Here is a 24895-nt window from a genome sequence, read left to right on the forward strand (position 1 = left end):
GAAACCCCACGGCGCGTCGCCATCTCACCCTAACGGAGCCACCCATGAAGCATCACGATCAGGTCGCCGACGCGTTCGGCTCGACCGCCGCCGCTTACTTGACGAGTCAGACCCATGCGAGCGGCGCGGCGGCCGGCGTGGCGTCCATCGGGTCCGGGTGTTCGGCGGTGGGCTGCATGTTCCTGCTGCCGGGCTGCGCGTGGAGGGGGTAATAGAGATACCAGAATAATTGCTTAACTTGTACTGGTACATGACCGGCTCTATTGTAGCGGCTGGAAACCCCACGGCGCGTCGCCATCTCACCCTAACGGAGCCACCCATGAAGCATCACGATCAGGTCGCCGACGCGTTCGGCTCGACCGCCGCCGCTTACTTGACGAGTCAGACCCATGCGAGCGGCGCCGATCTGCGTACGCTCGCCGACGCCATCGCCGCGACGCCGGGCGCGACCGTGCTGGACATGGGCTGCGGCGCGGGGCACGCGAGCTTCGCGGTTGCGCCGCATGCGAAAGAGGTCGTCGCCTACGACATCGCGCCGCAGATGCTCGCGACCGTCGAAGGCGCGGCGAAAGAGCGCGGCCTCGCCAACATCCGCACGCAGCAGGGCGCGGCTGAAACGCTGCCGTTCGCCGCTCATGCGTTCGACTGGGTGATTAGCCGCATGAGCGCGCATCACTGGCACGACGTGCCGCTCGCGCTCGCCGAGGTGCGGCGTGTGCTGAAGCCGGGCGGCAAGGTGTTGTTCATCGATATCGCGGGCATCGATCACCCGCTGCTCGATACGCATATCCAGGCGATCGAGTTACTGCGCGACGGTTCGCATATCCGCGATTACCGCGCCGACGAGTGGATTGCGTTGTTCGCCACGGCCGGTTTCAAGGCATCGATTCGCGAGCGTTGGCGCATCGACCTCGAATTCAAGTCGTGGGTCGCGCGCATGCGCACGCCCGAGCCGCGCATCGTCGCGATCCGCTCGCTGTGGGATCACGCGCCCGACGAAGTGCGCCAGTATTTCGACGTGCAGGCGGACCACTCGTTCAAGCTCGACGCGTTGATGATCGACGCGCATTGAATGAAAAAAGCCGGGGGTGGCCTTTGCTGGCCACCCCCGGCGTGTGTTGCGTATCGCGGGCTGAATGCACCGCTTGCACCGATGATTCCGCATTGGTGCATTCAGTCCGCTTGCGCTTCGACGGCAAACCCCGGTTCAAACCGCCGCTTCAGCCTCAACCCGTATTGCGTAAGCCCGCCGCGATCCCGTTGATGCTCAGATGAATCCCGCGTCGCACGCGCGTGTTCGTATCGCCCGCGCGATAGCGCTTGAGCAATTCGACCTGCAAGTGATTGAGCGGATCGAGATACGGGAAGCGGTTCTTGATCGAGCGCGCGAGCAGCGGATTTTCCGCGAGCCGATCGCCCTTGCCGGTGATCTCGGACAACACCTTCGAGGTGCGCTCCCATTCCGCGACGATGCGCTCGAATACGTGCTTGCGCAGCTTCTTGTCGGTGACGAGCGCGGCGTAGCGCGACGCGACCGCGAGGTCGGTCTTCGCGAGCACCATGTCCATGTTCGAGAGCAGGTTCGAAAAGAACGGCCACGTCTTGTGCATTTTCTTCAGCAGCGCGAGCCGGCGCGCGCGTTCGGCGTCGGAGGGCGCGCTGTCGAGATGCGCGGCGACCGCGCTGCCGAAGCCGTACCAGCCCGTCAGCAGCAGACGGCATTGGCCCCACGAGAAGCCCCACGGAATCGCGCGCAGGTCCTCGATCTTGCGCTGCTTCGGGTCCTGCAGCTTGCGCGAGGCGGGCCGGCTGCCGATGTTCAGCTCGGCGATCTCGGCGATCGGCGTCGACTCGAAGAAATACTCCTTGAAACCCGGCGTTTCGTAGACGAGCGCGCGATACGCGGCCATTGCCGTATCGGACAGTTGCTGCATCGTTTCCTCGAACACGGGCAGCTCGGCGGGCGCGTTGCCTTGCGGCAGCAGCGACGCTTCGAGCGTCGCGGCCACCACCGTTTCCAGATTGCGCCGGCCGATCTCGGGGTTGGCGAACTTGCTCGCGATCACCTCGCCCTGCTCGGTCAGGCGGATCTGTCCGTCGACGGTGCCGGGCGGCTGCGAGAGGATCGCCTGATAGGTCGGGCCGCCGCCGCGGCCGACGGTGCCGCCGCGGCCATGGAACAGGCGCAGCGTCACGCCGCGTTCGTTGAACAGCGAGACGAGCGCAAGCTCGGCGCGATACAGCTCCCAGTTCGAGGTCAGGAAGCCGCCGTCCTTGTTGCTGTCCGAATAGCCGAGCATGACTTCCTGCTCGTTGCCCTGGTGTTCGATCAGCGCGCCGACGCCCGGCAGCGCGATCAGATCGCGCATGATGTGCGGCGCGTTGCGCAGATCGGGGATCGTCTCGAAGAGCGGAATCACCATCAGGCCCGCGCGTGCCGGATCGTGCTCGTCGCCGAGACGGCCGCGCAACAGGCCGGTTTCCTTTTGCAGCAGCATCACCTCGACCAGATCGCTGACCGTTTCCGTGTGCGAAATGATGTAGTTGCGCACCGCGCGCGCGCCGAATTTTTCGCGCGTGATACGCGCTTCCTCGAGCACGCCGAGTTCGCTCTTCACGAGGTCCGAGTACTCGGCGTACGGCACGCGCAGCGGGCGTGGCTGCGCGAGTTCGGCGAGCAGCACCTCGAGCTTGTCCGCCTCGGAGAGCGCCGCGTAATCGGCCTCGACGCCCGCGCGTCTGAGCAGTTCGGCGATCACCGCTTCGTGGATGTCCGAGCTTTGCCGCAGATCGATGCTCGCGAGATGGAAGCCGAACACCTCGGCGGCGCGCGTGAGCGGCGCGAGACGCGGGGCCGCGAGCGGCGCGCCGTGATGCTCGGCGAGCGAATCGATCAGCACGTGCAGGTCGCGCACGAAGTCGGCGGCGTCGTCGTAGGGAATCGCGCGGATCGGCGCCACGCCGCGCCCGGCGCTGCGCACCGGCACGCTGCCTTCGCCGAGCCGCACGCGCGCGCTGGCCGCGAGCCGCGTGTACATGCCGATCAGCGCGCGGCGATACGGCTCGTCGGTGCGGTGCGGCGACTGGTCCGGCGAGATGGCCGCGAGTTCCTTCAGCGCATCGCTCGCGCCGGCCAGCAGGTTCGACACCGACAGTTCCGCGCCGAGCTTGTGCACCTGCTCCATGTAGTGCTCGAAGATCACCGCGGCCTGGCGCGTGATCGCGTTTTCGAGCGTGTCGGCCGTGACGTTCGGATTGCCGTCGCGGTCGCCGCCGATCCAGCTGCCCATCTGGAAGAACGGCGGCAGGCGCGCTTCGATGCCGTGTTCCTTGAGGGCGTCCTCGATGTCGCCATAGAGCGCGGGGATTTCCTCGAGGAAGGTGGCGCGATAGAACGACAGCGCGTTCTCGATTTCATCGGCGACGCTCAGACGCGCGTCGCGCAGCATGCGCGTCTGCCAGAGCGAGGTGACGCGCGCGCGCAGCATCGCTTCGTTGTGCGAGCGTTCGCGGTGGGTGAGCGGCTGGTCGCGCTCGGCGAGCAGCCGCGCGATGTCGTGCTGCGCATCGAGGATGCTCTTGCGCTGCACTTCGGTCGGGTGCGCGGTCAGCACCGGCATGATCAGCGCGTCGTTGAAGAACTGCTGCAGCACCGGCGTCGCGGCCGCGCCCGCCGTGACGAGCCGCTCCAGCGCATAGGCGATCGTGCCCGGCTGCGAGGCCGAGCCCGCGAGCGCGTGAATCCGGTGCCGGCGGTTGCGGTGGCGGTCCTCGGCGATATTCGCGAGGTGCGAGAAGTAGCTGAACGCGCGCACCACGCTGACCGTCTGCTCGGGCGTCAGCGTGCGCAGCTTCTTGTCGAGCGTCTGCGCGGCGGCGCTGTCGTCCTCGCGGCGAAAACGCACGGCGGTCTGCCGGATCGTTTCGACGACGTCGAACACCGCGTCGCCTTCCTGCTCGCGCAGCACGTCGCCGAGCAGGCGGCCGAGATAGCGGATGTCCTGGAACAGCGGATGGTCCTTGTCCTCGCGCGTGCGGGCCGTGCTTTTGGCGGCGGGGACGGTGGCGCCCGCGGCTTGCGCGACGGCTTTCAGCTTCGGCTTTTTGGCGGCGCGCGGTTGGGCTGCGTCGCTCGCGGCCGCTTCGGTTTTCGCGGAAGCGGTGGCGTTCGCATCGGTGTTGGCGGCCTTGGCCGGCTTGCGTGTATCGGCGGCGCTTGCGGCTTGCCCAGCCTTTTCAGCCTTGCTGGCTTTGGCTGTCTTCACGGGTTTTTCCGCTTTGACGGACACCGCGGTGCGCGCGGCTTTCGGCGCCTTGGCGGCTTGCGCGGCGAGGGCACGTTGGCCCGGGCGTTTTTCCGTGCGCTGTTCCGTGCACTGGTCGGCGCGTTGAGCGAAGGCCGACGTCGTGCCGTGCGCGGTGGAGTCGGCGAGGGCTGCGGCAGAGGCAGCGGAAGCGTCCGGCGTCGCGGCATGGGCCGGGCGAGCGTTGGACGAAGCAGTGTTGCGGCGGTCAGGGCGCGCCGATCCGGAAGACGTCACGATGGGTTTCCTCAGGGAAGCCAGGGTCTGTTGAGTGATGAACTGCAACTGCGGAACTGCGACAGAATGTGCAACGTGGACTGCGAGTAACGTGAACAGCGTGCAACAGGGACTGCGAACGGGACTGCAATTAGAACAGCAAAGAGAACTGCAAGGCGCACGACAACGCGCAACGGCAAGGCGCGGCGGCAGGCGGGCCTGCAAAACGAACCGCCCGCGACGAGCCGCATGAGCCCTGCCGACGCCGGATGGAGAGAGGGGCCACGACACATGAGGCGAGGCCGCACTGAACGCGCGGCGCGTGCCGCCCACGCGGTTACGCCGCATTGCATCATCGCGCATGCCGCCGCGCGATGCGCGAACGACCGTGCGTGACGAGCCGGAATGGGGCAGGCGCTTGCCGCGCGCAGCCCGTCTCCTCCATCGATACCGCGTCTGCCCGGCGCCCGGCCGTGCCTTTGGTGCAAGGGCGCAAGCAGGGGCGCGTGCTAACATTGATTGTTATTCCATCCCGAGATTCGATCAGCAAGCTAATGAACACCGAGACGTTTGCCGCGCCACCCCACACGCTTGTGATTGCTTCGCGAGAGAGCCGCCTTGCCATGTGGCAGGCGGAGCATGTGCGATGTGCGCTGCACAAATTATATCCATCTTGTGACGTAAAAATCCTCGGAATGACGACGCGCGGCGATCAGATTCTCGATCGCACGCTCTCGAAGGTCGGCGGCAAGGGCCTCTTCGTCAAGGAACTCGAAGCCGCACTCGCCGATGGCCGCGCCGACCTCGCGGTGCATTCGCTGAAGGACGTGCCGATGGAGCTGCCCGCGGGCTTCGCGCTGTCCGCGATCATGGAGCGCGAGGACCCGCGCGACGCGCTCGTCTCCAATCAATACGACTCGCTCGCCGCGCTGCCGGCCGGTGCCGTGGTCGGCACCTCGAGCCTGCGCCGCGAGGCGATGCTGCGCATGCGTTATCCGCATCTCGACGTGCGGCCGTTGCGCGGCAATCTCGACACGCGCCTCGCCAAGCTCGATCGCGGCGATTACGCGGCGATCATCCTGGCCGCGGCCGGGCTCAAGCGTCTGGGTCTCGGCGAGCGCATCCGCGCGCTGCTCGATCCTCAGGACAGCTTGCCGGCCGCGGGGCAGGGCGCGCTCGGCATCGAGATTCGCGCCGATCGCGCGGACCTCGCCGCGTGGCTCGCGCCGCTCCATCACTCACATACGGCGGCCGCCGTCGAAGCCGAGCGCATGGTGTCGCGCGCGCTCGGCGGCAGTTGCGAGGTGCCGCTCGCCGCGTATGCGACCTGGCATGACGGCGCGCTGCATCTGCGCGGCATCGTAGCGACGCCCGACGGCCAGCGCGTACTGAGCGCGCAGGCATCGGCGCCCGCGCCGAGCATCGAGCGCGCGCTCGCGCTGGGCCAGCAGGTCGCGAGCGAGCTTGCTGGGCAGGGCGCGCTCGACATCGTCCGGGCGCTCAGCACCGCCAGCGGCCCGGCTGTGGCGGATAGCGCCGCGCATGCTGCCGCAAGTGATGCCACAAGTGATGCCACAAGCGACGCGGCAGGTGACATAGCGGGCAGCCCCGCAACCCCCGCCGCGAACGGCGCGGCGGCCGGCGAGTGATGGCCTCGGGCACGCCGGAGCAGGCGCCCTTCACGGTCGTGATCACGCGGCCGGCCGGCCAGTCGAGCGAGCTCGTCGGGCAGCTCGAAGCAGCCGGTCTCGCGACGCTCGACTTTCCGCTGATCGACATCGCCCCCGTCATCGACCCTGCGCCGCTGCGCGCCGCGCTCGCGTCGCTCGAACGCTATGCGCTCGTCGTCTTCGTCTCGCCGAACGCGGTCGATCACGCGTTTGCGCACCGCGACGACATCTGGCCGCACGCGTTGCCGATCGGCGTAGTCGGTCCTGGCAGCGTGCGGGCGCTGGCGCGCCACGGTATCAGCGCGCCGGGGCATCGCGTCATCAGCCCGGCCGCGGGCGCCGACGACGAAGCGGCGAGCTTCGACTCCGAGGGCCTCTTCGCCGCGCTCGACGCGCAGCTCGGCACGGCGGCGCTCGACGGCAAGCGCGTGCTGATCGTGCGCGGCGACGGCGGCCGCGAATGGCTCGCCGACCGCTTGCGCGAAGCGGGCGTCGAAGTCGAGGCGGTCGCCGCGTACCGGCGCGTCGTGCCGGAGCCGTCCATCGGCGCCTGGGCGCGCGTGCACGAACTGCTCGCGGGCCGGCCGCACGCATGGCTCGTGACCAGTTCCGAAGGCGTGCGCAACCTGCAAGAGCTTGCGCACGACCACCTCAACGCGAGCGAGATCGCACAGCTCAAACACGCGCCGCTCGTCGCGCCTCATCCACGCATCGCGCAGACCGCGCGGGCATTGGGTTTTGATAGGATGACGGTGTCCGGCGCGGGCGACGAGCGCATAGTCCGCGCGCTCGTCGCCGCGGCCGCCGTGCCTTCCGTGCCCCCCGTCGTCCAACCGGTATCGACCAACCCGGCTCAATCACGCATGACTGAAACGAACGCCTCCACGAACGCCGCACCCCAGCCGTCCGCAACTGCCGCGTTGCCGCCGAATCAACCCTTCACGCCGTACGAAGCGCACAAGCGCCGCAGCATGAGCGGGCCGCTGCTGTGGTTTGTGGTCGTGATCCTGGCGTGCGCGGTCGGCGTGGGCGGCTTCGCGATGAACCGCAAGCTCGTGCGCACCGAGCAGGCGCTGGCGCAGCGTCAGCAGGCCAACGACACGCAGACCAACGAGCTGCGCATCAAGCTCGACCAGGCGCTCGCCAGCGTGCATCAGGCGGACTCGCAGGTCGCGCAGTTCGAGGGCAAGCTCGCCGATGCGCAGGCCGCGCAGCAGGCGCTGCAACAGCAATACGCCGATCTCGCGCGCAACCGCGACGACTGGACGCTCGCCGAAGTCGGGCAGATGCTGTCGGCGGCGAGCCAGCAGTTGCAGCTGACCGGCAACACGCAGCTCGCGCTGTTCGCGCTGCAAAGCGCCGACACGCGCCTCGCGGCGTCGGACAGCCCGCAGGCGGTGGCGGTGCGCAAGGCGATCGCGCAGGACATCGACAAGCTGAAGGCCGCGCCGTCGACCGATCTCACCGGTCTCGCGATCAAGCTCGACAACGCAATCGACCACGTCGCGAACCTGCCGCTCTCGGGCGAGGCGCCGATTCCGCATGCGACGCCGCACGCGGCCACGTGGGCCGACACCGCGAAGGTGGCCGCGGCCACCGGCAAGCCGCGCTGGGAAGTGTGGTTCGACGAGGTCACGCACGGCATCGGCGATCAACTGACGAGCCTCGTGCAGGTGCGCCGCATCGACCATGCCGACGCGATGCTCGTCTCGCCCGACCAGGGCTATTTCGTGCGCGAGAACCTGAAGCTGCGTTTGCTGTCGGCGCGTCTCGCGCTGCTCTCGCGCAACCAGACCACGCTGAAGTCCGATCTGCAGGCGGCGCAGACGGCGCTCATGCGCTACTTCGACGCTTCGTCGAAAGAGACGCAAACAGTGATCGATCTCGTCAGGCAGGTCGATACGGGCTCGGCCGCGGTCGAACTGCCGAACCTCGACACGAGCCTGCAGGCCGTCAATCAATACCGGAACCGGGGTTAATCATGGCGATCCGGGGACTTCTTTGGCTCGCGCTGCTGTTCGTGATCGCGGTGGTGCTCGCGGTGGTCGGTCGCTTCGACGCGGGGCAGATACTGCTGGTCTATCCGCCGTATCGCGTCGACATGTCGCTCAATCTGTTCATCGTCGCGATCGTCGTGCTGTTCATCGTGCTGTATGCGCTCCTGCGCATCATTCGCAATATCTGGCGCATGCCGCAGCGCGTCGCCGCGTACCGCGCGCGCTCGCGCGTCGCGAAAGCGCATGCGTCGTTGCGCGACGCGATCGGCAACCTCTACGCGGGGCGTTTCTCGCGTGCCGAGAAGGCCGCGAAAGACGCGCTCGCGAACGGCGACAACAAGGGCGCGGCCGGCCTGATCGCGGCCACGGCCGCGCATCGCATGCACGAATATGCGCGGCGCGACGAATGGCTCTCGCAGATCGACGAAGCCGACTGGCAGGACGCGCGCCTGATGGCGACCGCCGACATGCGCGCCGACGGCCGCGACGCGGACGGCGCGCTCACCGCGCTGACCGAAATGCAATCGCAGGGCGCGCGGCGCATTCATGCGCAACAGATCATGCTGCGCGCGCAGCAGCAACTGAAGAACTGGAGCGAAGTGCTGAAGCTCGTCAAGACGCTGGAGAAGCGCGAGGCGATCCATCCGGCTGTGGCAGTGCGGCTGCGTCAACTGGCGGCCGAGAATCTGCTGCGCGATCGTCGTCATAACGCCGATGCGCTGCTCGAACTGTGGAACTCGCTGTCGGCGGTCGAGCGTCATTCGCCGCGTCTCGCCGATACCGCCGCCGAACTGCTCGTCTCGCTGAATCGTCCGCAGGACGCGCGCAAGATCGTCGAGGAAGCGCTCGCGCAGAACTGGGACGCGCGCCTGCTGCGCCGCTATCCGGACACGGCCGGCGGCGATGCGCTGCCGCTGATCCAGAAGGCCGAAGCCTGGCAGAAGGATCGTCCCGAAGACGCGGATCTGATGTTCACGCTGGGCCGTCTGTGCCTGCATCAGCAGTTGTGGGGCAAGGCGCAATCGTTCCTCGAACGCGCGCTGAAGCTTGCCGATAACGAGACGCTGAAGATCCGCTCGCATCGTGCTCTCGCACGTTTGCACGAGCAGCTTGGCGATACCGAGAAAGCGAGCCAGCATTATCGCGAGAGCGCGCTGGCGATGAATGTGACCTGATGAGGCTCGCATCATGGCGTAGCCGCTGAGCCGCACAAGCTTCTCGAACCGCTACCCGATGGCCGCAGCCGATGCTGCGGCCATTTCTTTTTGCACCGCGTGATAGACGCGGGTTTGTCGTTGCCAGTCTTCGCTTGGGCTCTGGTCACCCATGATGGCTGCACTGCCGCAAGCCATCCGGACCGCGAGCGGCGCGCGACGTAGGCCACGTTCGCTGCGAGGTCAGAGCGACGGGCGACTCTCGCCAAATATCTGCAGCGATACATCAGACGTGACCTATTATCAAAAGTCGTGAGTAGTACGACTGAGGTTGCGATGCTGTCCGGCCAGGCTTCGCATTTCGGCGGCCCGGACGGCAATCCGCGAATCGTGCAACCGGTTGCAGGTGTCGTGGAGAAAGGGAGATGGTTCGCAAGGACATACTCGATGCGTTGCGGACGTACACCGAGCCGTTTCGCGTCACGAGCGGCAGCGATTTCTCGCTGAAGCATTTCGATCCCGGCGAGACGCTGGGACTCAAAATGGATAAGGCCGAGGCGCTGCAACTGCTCCAGCGCGGCTCGAAATGGCTTGCGATGGAGCAGGAGGTGCTCTACGCGCAGGATTCCTGGTCGGTGCTGCTGGTGTTCCAGGCCATGGACGCGGCGGGCAAGGACGGGACGATCAAGCACGTCATGTCGCGCGTCAATCCGCAGGGCTGCGATGTTTTCTCGTTCAAGCAGCCGTCGGCCGAAGAGCTCTCGCACGACTTTCTGTGGCGCTATGGCAGGAAAGTGCCCCAGCGTGGGCACATCGGCATTTTCAACCGTTCGTACTACGAGGAAGTGCTAGTGGTGCGCGTGCATCGGCATCTGCTCGATGCGCAGAAGATTCCGCCGGCACGGATCGGCAGCAATATATGGGACGAGCGGCTCGCCGACATCGCGCGATTCGAGGACTATCTGACGCGCCAGGGTGTGGTCATTCTCAAGTTCTATCTGAACCTGTCGTATGCGGAGCAGAAGAAGCGCTTCGTGGACCGTCTCGACAATCCCGACAAGCACTGGAAGTTTTCCGCCGCCGACATTCGCGAGCGCCGCTACTGGGACGACTATATGCACGCCTATGAAGAGGCCATTCGCGCGACGGCTTCGGAGGCGGCACCGTGGTTCGTCGTGCCCGCCGACAACAAACCTTTTACGCGGCTCGTCGTTGCGGCTGCGATCGTCGAGGCCGTCGAGAAGCTCGACCTCGCTTACCCGAAAGCCACGCAGGAGCAGATGAAGGACCTCGCCGCGGCGAGAGAGGAACTCGGCGCTGAAGCCGCGAATGCGACGGAACACACACAGGCAGGGGGCGATTCCGGGCATTGAAAGCTGCCCCTGACCAGACATCACCGGCATAACCGGAACCGGGAGAGAGGGAGAGACGAGGATGAGTTCAGTCGAGAATGCGGCGCCGTGGCATGCGCTACCGGCCGACGAAATCGAGCGGCAGTTCAACGTGGATTCCGCGCGCGGCCTCGATGCCGCAGAGGCAAGCGGGCGGCTCGCCACCTATGGCCCGAACCGTCTGCCGCAGGGCAAGAAGAAAGGGCCGGTCGCACGATTTCTCGCGCAGCTTCACAACATTCTGATCTACGTGCTGCTCGCGGCCGGCTTCGTCAAGTTCATGCTGGGCCTGTGGCTCGACGGCTCGGTCATTCTGGCCGTCGTGCTTCTCAATTCGCTGCTCGGCTTTCTGCAGGAAGGGCGCGCCGAGAAAGCGCTCGACTCGATTCGCAACATGCTGTCCGCCGAGGCGCGCGTGCTGCGTGGCGCGGCGGTTCGCCTGATCCCCGCCGATGAACTCGTGCCGGGCGATATCGTGCTGCTGGAATCGGGAGATCGAATTCCAGCGGACATGCGTCTCGTCGACGCGAAGAACCTGCGCACGGAAGAAGCGGCGCTGACGGGCGAGTCCGTCCCGGCCGAGAAGAGCACCGCGCCGGTGCCCGCCAAAGCCACGGTCGGCGACCGCGGGAACATGGCGTTCTGCGGCACGATGGTCCTGTCGGGCCGGGCAACCGGCGTCGTCGTGGCGACGGGGAGCCAAACGGAACTCGGCCGCATCAACCAGATGCTCGCCGAGGTCAGCGTGCTGGAGACGCCGCTGCTGCGCCAGATCAAGAAGTTCGGCTACGTGATTACCGCGGTGATTGCCTGTGTCAGCGTGCTGCTGTTTTCCTGGGGGCACTGGCTCGGACATATGACGTTCGTCGAGCTGTTCCAGGCCATCGTCGGGATTGCGGTGTCGGTCATTCCGGAAGGGCTGCCGGCGCTCATCACGATCACGCTCGCCATCGGCGTGCAGCGCATGGCGCAGCGCAACGCAATTATTCGCCGCCTGCCGGCGGTCGAGACGCTCGGCGCCGTCTCGCGCATCTGCTCGGACAAGACCGGCACGCTGACGCTGATGGAGATGATGGTCGCCTCTGTCGTGACGGCGGACGCCTCCTATACCGTGACCGGCGACGGCTACGCCAGCGAGGGCGAGGTCAGGGCCGACGGCGAGCCGCTCGGCACCGTGCCGGACGTGCTCGGGCTGATGGGCCGCGTATCGCTGCTGTGCAACGATGCCGAACTGTTCGAGGAAGACGGCAAATGGAAAGTGGAAGGCGACCCGACCGAGGGCGCGCTTTACCCGTTCGCCGTCAAGCTCGGCATGGACCGTGCAGCCGAGACCGCCGCCGCGCCGAGAATCGACGCGATTCCCTTCGAGTCCGAGCACAAGTTCATGGCGACGCTGAACCGTTCGGCAGACGGCGAGATGCTGCTGGTCAAGGGCGCCCCCGAAGTGATCCTCGAGCACTGCGATCGGCAGCAGAGCGCGCAAGGCGCGGCGCCGCTCGATCGCGAGCGTTTCGCCCGCGAGGGGGACCGGCTCGCCGCGCAAGGCGAGCGCGTGCTCGGGCTGGCGTGGCTGCCGGACCCGGGCCTGCGAACCGGGAGCCTGGGTCCGCGGGACCTGCCGCGCACGCTTGTCCTGCTCGGCCTCGTGGGCCTGATAGACCCGCCGCGCAAAGAGGCCATCGACGCCGTGCGCGAATGCCACGGCGGCGGCATCCGTGTCACGATGATTACGGGCGACCACAAGATCACGGCGGCGGCCATCGCGAGAATGCTCGGTATCGGCGACGGCAGGACGGCCGTCGCCGGCACCGAGATCGAGGCGATGAACGATGCGGCGCTGCAGGAGTGCGTGCGCGACGTCGACGTCTTCGCCCGCGCGAGCCCCGAGCACAAGCTGCGGCTCGTCAAGGCGATCCAGGCGAACCGGCAGATCGTCGCGATGACGGGCGACGGCGTCAACGACGCGCCCGCGCTCAAGAAGGCGGACATCGGTGTCGCGATGGGCATCAAAGGCACCGAGGTGACGAAGGAGGCGGCAGGGATGATCCTCGCCGACGACAATTTCGCGTCGATCTCCGCGGCGGTGAAGGAGGGGCGCACGGTCTACAACAACATCGAGAAGGCGATGCTGTTCATGCTGCCGACCAATGTCGCGCAGGGCGCGGTGATCGCGGTGGCGATCCTGTTCGCCTTCACGCTGCCGATCACGGCGCCGCAGATACTGTGGGTCAACATGATTACGTCGGTCGCGCTCGGCCTGACCATTTCGTTCGAGCCGCACGAGGCGGACGTGATGCGCCGCTCGCCGCGTGCGATCGACCGGCCGATCGTCACGCGCTTCGGCATCTGGCGCATCCTCTTCGTGGGCGCGGCGCTCGTGCTCTATACGCTGTCGACGTTCTTCTGGATGAAGGGGCAGGGGGCGTCGGACCAGATGGCGCGCACGGCGGCCGTCAACGCGATTACGTTGGGCCAGGTGTTTTATCTGCTCAACATCCGGCATCTGCTCGATGCGTCGCTGTCGGTGAGCGCGCATCGGGGCAATCGCTATCTCTGGTATGGGATTGCCGGTGTCGTGGTGTTGCAGCTTCTGTTCACGTATACGCTGCCGTTTCAGGCGATCTTCCATACCGAAGGTTTGCCCTTGTCGGCCTGGATGTGGCTCGTTTGCGGCGGCGTGCTGTTTTTCCTCGTGGTGGAGCTGGAGAAGTTCGTGATTCGGCTGATACCTGCATTGAGATCGTTGGCGACTTCGCAGCAGGAAGGGGCGGTGTTGCGGGATGATCCGGTGAAGTAGGGCGCGGGCTCGCGCGGCGATACGGTTGCGCGAGACGCCCCTCGTATTGCGCGCAATGTGCTGGAACCGTGCACGGCCGCGGCGGCCCGCTCGCGATCTTCAGCCGTCCGTCGAGACCGTCACGGCTTCCCATGCACGGATTTCATCCGCGAATGCGGACAGTTTGTCTCGCACGAGCCCGAGTGCATCGCTGCCGAGCAGAAGATGCGCGGGCGGATGATCTGCGGTAATCGCCGCGAGCATCGCACGGGCCGCGCGCCTCGGGTCGCCCAATTGCTTGCCGCTTTTTTCCTCGCGGGCTTTGCGGATGGGATCGAAGACGGTGTCGTAATCCGCAATGGAGCGGGGCGTTCGCGTCATCGAGCGGCCTGCCCAGTCGGTGCGGAATGAACCCGGCGCCACGGCTGTCACGGCAATGCCGAAAGATTCGACCTCCTTGCCAAGGGCTTCGGAAATACCCTCCAGAGCAAATTTGCTGCCGCAATAGTAAGCGATGCCTGGCATCGTGATGTGGCCGCCCATCGACGTCATATTCAGAATGTGGCCGCGTCGCCGCTCACGCATGAAAGGCAGGACGGCCTTCATCATCGCGACGGCGCCGAACACATTCACGTCGAACTGCCGCCGCATCTCCGACAGCGGCGATTCTTCCATGACGCCCTCGTGGCCGTAACCGGCATTGTTGACGAGGACGTCAACGGGCCCCACGTTTGCCTCGATTTCCGCCACGACGCCATCGATGGCGTCGAAGTCGGTCACGTCGAGCACGCGGCCAAAAGCGGCGCTGGCGGACAGCGCTTCGAAATCATGCTTCGCCTGTGCGTTTCTCACGGTTCCGACCACCTTGTGACCTGCTGCCAGCGCTTCTTGTGCGAGTGCACGGCCAAAGCCGCTGCTGACGCCGGTGATGAGCAGGATTTTGCTGGATGCCATCGAAGCTTCTCCCAAATGTCGATTGAGCATGCATGGTAATCTGACGGGCGAGGCTGGATAAGCCGAATTTCACTGTTTTTCTTGCATAAAACTATGAGTGCGAAGCTCGCTGCTACTCGCCACGCGGATCGACTCCCCCGCAGCCAGAAACGCATGGTTGCGCTGCTGCGCGCGTTGGCTCCCGCAGAGGGCTACAACCTGACGGCACTGCCGAGCGTCCGTATTCTGCGTTCGAATCGTGCGCTGTCGCGCACGCCGGTTTTGTACGATCCCGGCATCGTGATCGTTTGCCAGGGCCGTAAGCGCGGTTATTTCGGAGACCGGCTCTATCTGTACGACGAGCATCACTACCTGGCGGTGTCCGCGCCGGTTCCGTTCAGCATGGAAACCGACGCAACGCAGGAGCGCCCGCTGCTCGCCCTGTATTTGCACCTCGATTTCGCCATGGCCGCCGAATTGGCGGCGCAAATCGACCGCGAAGGCGCAGCGGAGCCGGTGCAAACGCCTCAGAGCATGATGTCGACGCCGATGGACGATGCGATGCGGGCGTCCGTATTGCGCTTTCTCGAGGCGATGCACCGGCCGCTCGAAGCCGCCGTGCTGGGGCCGCAACTGCTGCGCGAACTGTATTTCCGTGTGCTCACCGGACCTCAGGGGAGTTCGATGCGAGAGGCGCTGGCGATGCGGGGGCAGTTCGGCAGGATCGGCCGATCACTCCGCCTGATCCATGCCGAGTACGCGCAACCTCTCGACGTCTCGCAGCTGGCCGGGGAAGCGGGTATGAGCGTCCCGAGCTTTCACAGCCACTTCAAGGCAATCACGCAGGTGTCGCCGATGCAGTACCTGAAGTCGACGCGTCTGCATCAGGCTCGCCTGCTGATGGTGCGCCAGGACCTGACGGCGGAGGCGGCGGGCCATGCCGTGGGTTATACGAGCCCATCGCAATTCAGCAGGGAGTTCAAGCGCCTGTTCGGCTTGACGCCGGCGGCGGAGGCGAAGCGTATGCTCGAAGGCTTCGCCATTCCGGCAGCTTTCGCGGATGCGACTTATGTTTCGTCCCACTGAGGTTGGGCGTGTTTCGCTTCGACTATGACCGCTCACTCGCGTATCGATCGGACCCGCGACTCGGTGCGCAGGGCCTCGCGATACTGCTGTGGCGACTGGCCCGTGTGTTGCCGAAAGCAGCGAGTGAAATGCGCCTGGTCGAAAAAGCCCAGACGAGCGCCGATCTGCACAAGCGGTGTTTCATGCTCCACTGCGAGGCATTGCAACGCGTCGTGAATTCTCGCGCGTTGAATGAGCCACTTTGGCGTTACGCCGAGGTAATTCGAAAAGACTCGCTGCATGGCGCGTTCGCACAGGTTGAGGCGCTGCAGCAACGCGCGTGTCGTCGTGATGTCGCGGTCTTCCTGGATTGTGTGAACCGCCGTGTCGAGGCGCTCCACCCACGGGTCGAATGGTGGCCGTCGCTCGGACAATACCGCCTCGACCCGTGCGATCGCTTCGTCGTGATGGGCGGCATTCAGTACTTGCGCCTCGATTCGTGCGATGTCCGAACCGTGCGGCATGCAATGTATTGCCGGTACGACGGTATCGCGCAGTGCGGACATCGGACACTCGATCCATGGACGTAATCCGCCGCATTTGAAGCGCAGGCCGTGCACTCTTCCACGGCCGCGCAATTCCCGCGTGAAGAGGCCGTGCGACGGTCCATGAATCGCGGTTTGCCCGGCCTCGAATGCCAGATTGGCGTTCGGATAGGGCAGGACCTGTTGAAGATGACAGTCGGCTTCAGGCAGGTCCCACTCTACGATCCAGTGGAATTCGGCCCATGGGGCCAGCGATTCGCCGACCGGATAACGGCTGAGCTGGAATGTCTGGCCGATATGTTGCGGCAGCAGCACGGCGCGCTGCGACAGGGCGGCTTCGAATCCGGATGTCGGGTTTGTACAAGACAGCGCGGGCGTTTGGGTCGATGATGGGGCCATGCGTGCATTCCTGATTCGCGACGTGAGCGCTGCCTCGGCTATTGCCGCAGATTCCTTGTGAGAGGTTCCATGAGCGTGACTCCATCAGACCAAGAACCGCTAGTCGCCACGGGCGAATTCGACGTGAAAATCGCCCCGTCCGATAGCGTTGCCGTTCCCGCCCATGCTGCGCCTATCGGACGCCACGTTATCGAAAAAGCGTACCACGGCGGGCTGAAGGGCCAGGCGCTCGGGGAAATGCTAACCGCCGGCAAGCCGCGCGAGGGCGAAGCGACGTACGTCGCGCTTGAATCATTCGAAGGCTCGTTGGACGGCCGATGTGGTAGCTTCGCGCTGGCCCACTTCGGCGAAATGGACGCCGGGCGCGAGGCGTTGCGTATCGACATCGTGCCCGGTTCCGGAACCGGCGAGTTATCGGGAATCAGAGGCCAATTGCTGATACGGCGAGAGAGCAGCAAACACTACTACACGCTGACCTATTGGATCGCTTAGGGAGTTTCGGTTTGCGGCCGGTTATTGGCGTTTGGGGCTTTGTAATGTTCGCGGCGATGTACCCGGGTATGACCGTGCCGTCACTCACGACCTCTTGATGTCCCAAGTTTACCTTGGGCACGATTGCGGCAGCGCGTTGTCATGCATTTGGCATAGCCCTGCTCGTTTGCACAATCGCGGAAACTCGATCGGAAGCCGTGCGCCGTTGCCACACGTCCGGCGCATTACTCTTTGCTTTGACCCGACGTAACGGCACGGTCAAGGTCGAATTCACTTCACGCCGCACCGCGTATTTCGCCGCTGTCGGAATCGGGAAAACATGTTCTACCCGGCGTTACTCGTATCCGTCAGGTACTTGCGAAAAAACGTCAGCACGTCAGCGTTAAATTCTTTGTGGAAAGAGATACGGTCGAAGCCCAGTCCGTCGACGCAGATTTCTCGTGCCGCCTGCATGAATTCAGCCGAACAGGGTGCCATGAAGGAAAAATGCTGGGCGTGGGGAACGAGATGAACGTCCGGTTTCGTCGGTATTTCGCCTACGACGTTCGCGACGCTTTCTGGCGTCACTCCGCCGCCACCCAATTCGGATCTCCAAAGTTGCACGGGTATCTTCACATTGGAAAAGCTGTCTTTCGTGAAGAAGACGCTGACTGGATCGGCAATCACTGCCGCCTTGATACGCGGATCATGGACGAGTTCAGGGAGTTCTCCTTGATGTACCTGATTGCAGAGCGGCGTATTCACCCCGTCGCATAGACGCAGGTTCTTCCCAAAGCGAGGGTTGGCACCCACGGCGACGAGCCCGGTATATCCACCGCGCGAAAAACCGAAGGTGCCGATGTCGTTTGCGTCGATCCTGGCTGCGGCGGTCCATGAGCCAAGCATGAAGTCGACCAGACGCTTGATATCCGCCGGCCGCTCGACGAATACCGGGAAATCGTTGATGCGGGTCTTGTCCATCGCATTGTCACCAGGATGGTTTATCGCCGCGACCACAAAGCCTGCATCTGCCAGTGCTGCGGCCGTGTCGCTATGGTCAAGGAAAGTACCGCCCCTGCCATGCGATATAACGATAAGTGGCAGCTTCTCGCCGGCGACCGGACAATCCCTGGTAACAGACAGCACGAACGGGCCCAATTTCTCGTTGCGAGGCGGTTGATTACACGGATACCAGACGGCTCCTTTGAGAGGCTGAAGCGATCCGTTGCCCGGAATCTCGATGAATTGAAAACCGGCCGCGTGCGCCAGCGAGGTCACAAGACATAAGGTGGCGAAGAGAAGGTTGGCACGGATCATTTTTCTTCCCGGTTTAACAATGCTAAACGCCTGGATTGTCGTGTCGATGTTACACGAGTGAGCGCGGACGCAAACTTGCCCTTTCGGAACCGGGCATGCGAGTTGGGGGGAGGTTATTGCCGTTTCCGGTCGTGAGACGTGGTGCGACCATCAGTGGTCAATCGACAGTCTGGGCTAGATCGCAGACAATCGTCAGCGTGTCAGTTGAACTTGGGCTGACGGCATCGACAGACGAAACCATACAAAAAGATCGCGACGATGAAAATACTGGGGATTTTCTTGTACTTGTACGGGTTATTGGGAGGGGTGGCCGCACTTTCGCTCACGATCGGTTTATGGTACGAAAAACCGGTTGGCCTGCCATGCGATGTGGTGAGCTGGGATGGGACGCTGTATGTCCGTGAGGGATTCGGAGGTGTGAGAGCATTCCTTGTCAATGAAGGCGGTTCGTTTCTGTTGGCGGCGCAAGGCGTGCATACTCACGCTCCATTCCCAGTGGAGATGCTGCAAGGTCTGACATCCGGCTCCGCTTTGCATATGGAGTTTTGTGACTCTCACCCTGTCCGTTTAACTGCGAATGGCGACAAAGTCTACAAACTGACACAGGAACGCGCGGAAGAGAACATTGCACGCGGGTTGAGATCGACGACGGTACGCTTCACTGCGTTTTGTTTCGTGGCAGCGATATTGGGTTTTTTGATGGGACGATGGGCATCGATGTACCGTAGTGGATAGGAACGCAAAAAAATGAATTCATGTAGTTCCCGGAAGTCCGGACCTACTACCCATTCGACAACAGCGAACTCACCACCGCCAGATGCAACCAGAACCGTCACGACAGAACGTCACCGCGGAGCGCGTACTGGCCGGATACCTCGCGAGCGTAACCATAGGAACGCTCGTATTCGTGCTGCTAGCCATGCTGAGCAGAGTAGCCAGTTTCGAAAGCACAACAAATAACTTGCTCGCAACGAAAGCGATTCATTTTGTCGTGATGCTAGTGCTGATGTTTGCCGTATCGTGGATGTTCGCTATCGGGATCACCGCACTTCCCTGTGCCGCGCTCTCCTTGCTGGCGCGGGCGTTCAGGATTCGCAACGGGATCTTTTATCTGCTCGCGGGAATTGCCCTTGGAATGCTGGCCGTTCGAGCTCACATTGAATTCTTCAATTCGGTTCACTGGTACACCGATCCACCAGACGAGAAGGATGTGACCTGGCTCCAGGGTTTATTCAGCGTGGGGCGATTCCTCGTTCCCTCCGGTGCGGTTGGCGGCATGCTGTTTTGGCGGATCGCGGGCAAACACTATCGGTCGACTGATGCGAAGTCCCGCTAGCCATCCGTCCCGGGTACAGGCCCAAAGCACTACCTGTTAACCAGCCTGGCCGGCACACTCACCGCGAGCAATCCACCCAGCACCATAAAAGCCGCCAGCATATACATCCCCGAATCGTTAGCCGCGGTCGCCTGCTTCAACCACCCGACCGCATAGGGACTCAGAAAGCCCGCCAGGTTCCCGATCGAATTGATCAACGCAATTCCCGCAGCCGCTCCCGTCCCTGCCAGAATCGCAGTCGGCAAACTCCAGAATAGCGGCAGCGTGGTCAGAATTCCCATGGTGGCCAGTGTCAACCCGGCCATCGCAAGCACGGTGTTATGCGCCCAGACAACCGACAACACCAGCCCCACGGCACCGGCGAACGCCGGCAACGCAATATGCCAGCGCCGCTCGCGCGACCGATCCGCGCTGCGCGCCACCAGCACCATCGCAATAACCGCTGCCGCAAACGGAATCGCCGAGAGCAGGCCGATCATGAAAGCATCGGTCACGCCGGTCGCCTTGATGATCGTCGGCAACCAGAAGCTCACGCCATACAGTCCCATCACGAACGAAAAGTAGGTGAGGCTCAACATCAGCACACGCCCGCTCGTGAGCACCTGGCGGATCGGCATGTCATGCTTGGCCGCTTCTTCGGCGGATACCTGGCTTTCGAGCAATTGCTGTTCTTCGCGCGTCAGCCACTTCGCCTTCGCGATCCGGTCATCGAGCATGACGAACACGAGCACGCCAACGATGACCGACGGCAGCCCTTCGAGCAAAAACAGCCACTGCCATCCGTGCCAGCCGTTCACGCCGCTGAAGTTCTTGAGGATATAGCCCGACACCGGTCCGCCGATTACGCCGGATAACGCAATGGCCGTCATGAACCACGTCGTGATCCGTCCGCGCCGATGCGCCGGATACCAGTAGGTGAGGTACAGAATAATGCCGGGAAAGAACCCCGCTTCGGCGAGGCCGAGCAGGAAGCGCATGACGTAGAACATCGTCGGCGTGGTGACGAACATCGTCAGCATCGAGATGATGCCCCACGAGATCATGATCCGCGCGATCCACACGCGCGCGCCGACCTTGTGCAGGATCACGTTGCTCGGCACTTCGAAGATGAAATAGCCGATGAAGAAAATTCCCGCGCCGAAGCCGTACACGGCGTCGCTCAGGCCGAGGTCGGTGCTCATCTGCAACTTCGCGAAGCCGACGTTCACGCGGTCCAGATACGCGACGATATAGCAGAGCATCAGCAGCGGCGCGAGCCGCCATGTGACCTTGCGGTAGGTCGCTTCTTCGAACGCGGAAGGCGGCACGCCGGCGCCGGGTTGGCGGAGCGGTTCTGCGGGACTCGCCATGGTATCTCCTCTTTTCTTGTGGAATGGAAGTACGGCTGTCGATCGATTCTAGTCGCGCACGGCGATTTGCATGACGAATCGATATGAGGGAAAACACTGACTGCGCGCAGAATCTGATGAGGGCGGCGCAAATTTTCGGGCGCCCGCCGCACCATGCCTGTGAGGCCGCCGGCTTCGAGCAGGCGGCAATCCGGCTCGCTTGCCGAGGGCATGGCATGGTTGAGCGGCTAGTACCGCTTGTCCGATTCCCCTATGGACAGCGAAGATTGTCGGGTGCTCGGAATGCTAAGACTGCCCCTCGGAGTCCAGGTCTGCTTGAGGTTGACGCCGTTCTTTTTATATTCGTTCGCGAGCTCGGTGTGATCCCTGACGATCTTCCACCCTGTGTTTGCAACATACATGGCTACCGGAAAGCTCGGGGCGGCAACATGCTGATTCAGGACACTCGTCGGTTCCTCGTTCAGCATGAAAGCGACATAGTTGACCTGAGGGCCGTGCTGCACGAGTCTCCTGTTCCTGTCGCCGGCAGGACGCCGATCCGGGTCGACCGTGCTGATCGCGGCGTTTATCGCGTCAATTATTGCGGTCTCCTCCGTGCTGCCCGAAGGAACCGTGCTGCGTCTCCCCGTCAGTGAAAACATATCGTGGAGATCGTAGTCTCCAGTCAGCGGCAGCGTCTTCCAGTCTCTCACATCCTTGAGCGGCTGAAGGGACGCTTTCAACGATTCCAGATCTTTCAGGTCAATGGGAAGGGCCCGATTGGTGCCCGCGTAACCGAGTCTATCGATAAGTTCTTCCTCTGCCGGAACGTCCGACACATCCAGTCGTGCCACGCCCTGTCCCATATGCAACATGCCGGACCTGTCCGGGTACAGGGTAGTCACGTAACCGGTAATGTCGGCCGCTTCGGCAGTTTTCCAAACGCTTTTGGCCGTTGTCGGCGAATAGAGCGCGTCTACCGTAGCTGGCTTGAGCGTCTTCTCCAGCGTATCGTGTCCTTTTGCTTCGGCACCTTCGCCGATTCGTTTAAGCGTGTGTTCTCCGGCAACACGGAAACTACATCCCGCATTCATCGTCTCCAGCGCTATTGAGATGGCGCGCACATGTTTTGCCGCGAGGAATCCTTCTCTGACGACCGCCTGTTCGGTACTCTCCAGGTCCTTGAAGGTTAACCCGACAGCCTCGTTTTTAATCCGCTGCACCAGGGCTCTTATCCGGTTTCTATTGGCCGGAGCCACGGGTCCGCTCAAGGACGATCGACGCGAATCGGTACTGTTCGTGGTGACGGAAAGCGACGGGCGTGGCTTGAGAGCCGAACGTAGCGGGTGCTGCTCCGGGGCGGGCGGAGCAGGCTCAGGCGCCTCCTTCGTGGCCACCCCGAACGTGTACGATTTCAGTTGTGCGTAGAGGTTGTCAGTCGACGAAACTCCTGACGATGACATATCGGGTGTCCTTTCGAATGGAACATGTCAGCAATCTGTTTTGATGACATCTTCAGTGTTGTCCCGAATCGTGTTTGCCTTCGGCCTTCAGTCGGCTGTGCTGGAAACATGGACTCGGCTCGCATAGGTCTCGTCTTCGAGTTACACACAACTCGTGTCGCCACCGATGATCCACATTCCCAGCCAGCACAACCGTGCATTGCCGTGTCGCTTCGATTGTGGTTCTTTTCACGCAAGTGGACCGATGCATAGCGCAACTTATGCTCAGTTAACGAAGGTGTCCCGGGAATGGCGCGACGGAGTGGCTTTGCAGCGGACATGATCGAATTCGGGCCGCATCCCGTTCATAAGCACACCGCGCGCAATGATGCTCAGGCCTTCGAGCGCCGCCGCTTCACTTTTCTAAACGCACCTTCCACCATCCACTTCGAGACACACGCCGGTGACGAACTCCGCGTCATCCGAAGCGAGATAGAGCGCCGCGTTGGCGATATCCTGCGGCGTCGAGAAGCGGCCGAGCGGAATGCCGGCGAGAAAGCGCTGGCGATTCTGCGGCGTATCTTCGACACCCATGAATTCGGAGAGCAGTGCCGTTTCGCCGATCACCGGATTCACGCAGTTCACGCGAATGCGCTCGGGTCCGAGTTCGACCGCGAGCGACTTGCTTGCGATAATCACCGCGCCCTTGCTGCCGTTGTACCAGACGAGCCCCGGGCGCGGCCGCACGCCCGCCGTCGATGCGATATTGACGAAGCTGCCGCCGCCTTGCTCGCGGAAATACGGCACGAACTCCTGCACGCTCCAGTAGATGCTCTTCACGTTCACCGCGTAGACGCGGTCGAATTCGGCCTCGGTTACTTCGAGCACCGGCTTGTTGCGATGCGTGGTGCCCGCGTTGTTGACGACGATCTGCACGCTGCCGAAGTCTTCGATTGCCGCCTCGCGCAGCGTGCGCCAGTCGTCGCGCAGCGCGACGTTGCCGGGCACCGCGATCGCCTTGCCGCCCGCAAGCGCGATCTCGCTCGCGACGCGCTCCGCGGCCGGCCCGTTCAGATCGTTGACCACGACGTTCGCGCCTTCGCGCGCGAAGGTCTTCGCGATGCCTTCGCCGAAACCCGAACCGCCGCCCGTGACGATGGCCGTTTTACCTGTCAAACGCATGATGTCTCCGTTGCTGGTTGTGAGGGATAGCAATGCGTCGTTGCGCCGAAGCCGCCGGCCGCGTCAATCACGAGCCGCCAGGCGCGAACCACGAGCGACGAGCCGCGGCCTAACCATGCCGGATCGCAATCGTCTTCAACACCGTGAACCCATACAGCGCCTCGAAGCCTTTCTCGCGGCCGTGCCCCGAATGCTTGACGCCGCCGAACGGCAATTCGACGCCGCCGCCCGCGCCATAGTTGTTGATGAACACCTGCCCCGAGCGCACGCGTCGCGCGAGCCGCATCTGGCGCGCGCCGTCGCGTGTCCAGATACCGGCGACGAGCCCGTATTGCGTGCCGTTCGCGAGCGCGAGCGCTTCGTCTTCGTCGCGGAACGACATGGCGGCGAGCACCGGGCCGAACACTTCGTCGCGTGCGAGGCGGTGGCTCGCGGGCACGTCGCGCAGCAAGGTCGGCGCCTGGTAGAAGCCGCTTTCGGGCGCTTCGGGAATCACTTCGCCGTGCGCGGCCATCGCAATGCCGTCGTGCTGCGCATCGGAGAGAAAGTCCCACACGCGCTGCTGCTGTTTCGCGCTGATGAGCGGCCCGCAGTCGAGGTCCGCTTGCGAAGGGCCGACGTGCAGCGCCTGGAATGCGCTGCCGAGCCGTTCGAGCAAGGGCTCGTAAATGGCCTCGTCGATCAGCACGCGGCTGCCCGCCGAGCAGGTTTGCCCGGCGTTCTGCACGATCGCCGAGACGAGCACGGGCAGCGCGGCATCGAGATCGGCGTCGGCGAAGACGATTTGCGGCGATTTGCCGCCGAGTTCGAGCGTGACGGGCACGTGGTTTTCGGCGGCCATCTGCGTGACGAGCTTGCCGGTTTCGGGCGAGCCCGTGAACGACACGTGATCGATGCCCGGATGGCGCGCGAGCGCGGCGCCGGCCTCGTGCCCGTAGCCGGTCACGATATTGAGCGCGCCTGACGGCAGGCCGGCTTCGGCGGCCAGTTCGGCGACGCGGAGCACGGAAAGGCACGCGTCCTCGGCCGGCTTGACGACGCAGGCGTTGCCGGTCGCAAGCGCCGCGCCGACGCTGCGCCCGAAAATCTGCATTGGATAATTCCACGGCACGATATGGCCCGTCACGCCGTGCGGCTCGCGGATCGTCAGCACCGTGTAGCCGGCCTGGTAGGGCAGCGTTTCGCCGTGCAGCTTGTCGGCGGCGCCGGCGTAGAACTCGAAATAGCGCACGAGCGCGGCGGCATCGGTGCGCGCCTGCCTGAGCGGCTTGCCGGTGTCGCGCGCTTCGAGCCGCGCGAGCTCTTCCTGGCGCGCGGCCGTGAGCAGCGACAGGCGGTACAGCACGCGCCCGCGCTCGGCGGCGCTCGC

The 24895-nt window shown here is 63.9% G+C and carries 18 protein-coding genes and 1 pseudogene; 11 read left to right on the forward strand and 8 right to left on the reverse strand.

What is annotated here, in order from left to right:
* Positions 1 to 44 precede the first annotated feature (44 nt).
* Together G3N58_RS29040 and G3N58_RS29045 are read left to right on the forward strand one after the other, a co-directional pair.
* Positions 45 to 128: pseudogene (locus G3N58_RS29040) on the forward strand (SAM-dependent methyltransferase); the annotation flags it as partial.
* Positions 129 to 319: 191 nt separating this feature from the next.
* Positions 320 to 1072, forward strand: coding sequence for a class I SAM-dependent methyltransferase (locus tag G3N58_RS29045; protein ID WP_167284385.1), 753 nt, complete (start codon positions 320 to 322; stop codon positions 1070 to 1072).
* A 154-nt stretch (positions 1073 to 1226) separates the two neighbouring features.
* Here the strand turns inward: G3N58_RS29045 and ppc are convergent, their stop codons facing one another.
* On the reverse strand, positions 1227 to 4541 hold the full coding sequence (gene ppc / locus G3N58_RS29050; protein ID WP_206000903.1) for a phosphoenolpyruvate carboxylase: 3315 nt from the start codon (positions 4539 to 4541) through the stop codon (positions 1227 to 1229).
* Positions 4542 to 5074: 533 nt separating this feature from the next.
* Here ppc and hemC point away from each other — a divergent pair.
* From hemC to G3N58_RS29075, 5 genes are all read left to right on the forward strand, one after another.
* Positions 5075 to 6169, forward strand: coding sequence for a hydroxymethylbilane synthase (gene hemC, locus G3N58_RS29055; RefSeq protein ID WP_206000904.1), 1095 nt, complete (start codon positions 5075 to 5077; stop codon positions 6167 to 6169).
* Positions 6169 to 8169 carry a fused uroporphyrinogen-III synthase HemD/membrane protein HemX gene (gene hemDX / locus G3N58_RS29060; RefSeq protein WP_206000905.1) on the forward strand — a complete coding sequence of 667 codons (2001 nt, stop codon included), beginning with the start codon at positions 6169 to 6171 and terminating at the stop codon, positions 8167 to 8169. Before hemC ends, hemDX begins: the two co-directional genes overlap by 1 nt.
* 2 nt (positions 8170 to 8171) lie before the next feature.
* Positions 8172 to 9362, forward strand: coding sequence for a heme biosynthesis protein HemY (locus tag G3N58_RS29065; protein ID WP_167285719.1), 1191 nt, complete (start codon positions 8172 to 8174; stop codon positions 9360 to 9362).
* 404 nt (positions 9363 to 9766) lie between these two features.
* Positions 9767 to 10714, forward strand: coding sequence for a polyphosphate kinase 2 family protein (locus G3N58_RS29070; RefSeq protein WP_206000906.1), 948 nt, complete (start codon positions 9767 to 9769; stop codon positions 10712 to 10714).
* A 61-nt stretch (positions 10715 to 10775) separates the two neighbouring features.
* Positions 10776 to 13529 (forward strand): HAD-IC family P-type ATPase, encoded by a 2754-nt coding sequence (locus tag G3N58_RS29075; RefSeq protein WP_206000907.1) that lies wholly within the window; start codon positions 10776 to 10778, stop codon positions 13527 to 13529.
* A 99-nt stretch (positions 13530 to 13628) separates the two neighbouring features.
* Here G3N58_RS29075 and G3N58_RS29080 read toward each other — a convergent pair whose 3' ends face one another.
* Positions 13629 to 14462, reverse strand: coding sequence for an oxidoreductase (locus G3N58_RS29080; RefSeq protein ID WP_206000908.1), 834 nt, complete (start codon positions 14460 to 14462; stop codon positions 13629 to 13631).
* Positions 14463 to 14555: 93 nt separating this feature from the next.
* Here G3N58_RS29080 and G3N58_RS29085 point away from each other — a divergent pair, with 93 nt between their 5' ends.
* Positions 14556 to 15527, forward strand: a complete 972-nt coding sequence (locus G3N58_RS29085) for an AraC family transcriptional regulator (RefSeq protein WP_241017276.1) — start codon at positions 14556 to 14558, stop codon at positions 15525 to 15527.
* A 32-nt stretch (positions 15528 to 15559) separates the two neighbouring features.
* On the opposite strand, the gene G3N58_RS29090 is transcribed toward G3N58_RS29085, so the two are convergent.
* Positions 15560 to 16450: a helix-turn-helix domain-containing protein gene (locus tag G3N58_RS29090; RefSeq protein ID WP_206000910.1), complete on the reverse strand. Its 891-nt coding sequence runs from the start codon at positions 16448 to 16450 to the stop codon at positions 15560 to 15562.
* Between the two features lie 69 nt (positions 16451 to 16519).
* Here G3N58_RS29090 and G3N58_RS29095 point away from each other — a divergent pair, with 69 nt between their 5' ends.
* Positions 16520 to 16942 (forward strand): DUF3224 domain-containing protein, encoded by a 423-nt coding sequence (locus tag G3N58_RS29095; RefSeq protein ID WP_206000911.1) that lies wholly within the window; start codon positions 16520 to 16522, stop codon positions 16940 to 16942.
* A gap of 324 nt (positions 16943 to 17266) precedes the next feature.
* Here the strand turns inward: G3N58_RS29095 and G3N58_RS29100 are convergent, their stop codons facing one another.
* Positions 17267 to 18238 (reverse strand): dienelactone hydrolase, encoded by a 972-nt coding sequence (locus G3N58_RS29100; protein WP_206000912.1) that lies wholly within the window; start codon positions 18236 to 18238, stop codon positions 17267 to 17269.
* Positions 18239 to 18496: 258 nt separating this feature from the next.
* Here G3N58_RS29100 and G3N58_RS29105 point away from each other — a divergent pair, with 258 nt between their 5' ends.
* Together G3N58_RS29105 and G3N58_RS29110 are read left to right on the forward strand one after the other, a co-directional pair.
* Positions 18497 to 18973 (forward strand): hypothetical protein, encoded by a 477-nt coding sequence (locus G3N58_RS29105; protein ID WP_206000913.1) that lies wholly within the window; start codon positions 18497 to 18499, stop codon positions 18971 to 18973.
* A gap of 82 nt (positions 18974 to 19055) precedes the next feature.
* Positions 19056 to 19574, forward strand: a complete 519-nt coding sequence (locus tag G3N58_RS29110; RefSeq protein WP_206000914.1) for a hypothetical protein — start codon at positions 19056 to 19058, stop codon at positions 19572 to 19574.
* 29 nt (positions 19575 to 19603) lie between these two features.
* Here the strand turns inward: G3N58_RS29110 and G3N58_RS29115 are convergent, their stop codons facing one another.
* From G3N58_RS29115 to G3N58_RS29130, 4 genes are all read right to left on the reverse strand, one after another.
* Positions 19604 to 20923: an MFS transporter gene (locus G3N58_RS29115; protein WP_167036788.1), complete on the reverse strand. Its 1320-nt coding sequence runs from the start codon at positions 20921 to 20923 to the stop codon at positions 19604 to 19606.
* A gap of 227 nt (positions 20924 to 21150) precedes the next feature.
* On the reverse strand, positions 21151 to 22161 hold the full coding sequence (locus G3N58_RS29120; RefSeq protein ID WP_205990718.1) for a hypothetical protein: 1011 nt from the start codon (positions 22159 to 22161) through the stop codon (positions 21151 to 21153).
* A 606-nt stretch (positions 22162 to 22767) separates the two neighbouring features.
* Positions 22768 to 23526: an SDR family oxidoreductase gene (locus tag G3N58_RS29125; protein ID WP_167036793.1), complete on the reverse strand. Its 759-nt coding sequence runs from the start codon at positions 23524 to 23526 to the stop codon at positions 22768 to 22770.
* A 109-nt stretch (positions 23527 to 23635) separates the two neighbouring features.
* The coding region (locus tag G3N58_RS29130; protein ID WP_206000915.1) for an aldehyde dehydrogenase family protein at positions 23636 to 24895 on the reverse strand (1260 nt) is incomplete at its 5' end.

It is taken from the genome of Paraburkholderia sp. Ac-20342, from assembly GCF_017104985.1.
Taxonomy (GTDB): Bacteria; Pseudomonadota; Gammaproteobacteria; order Burkholderiales; family Burkholderiaceae; genus Paraburkholderia.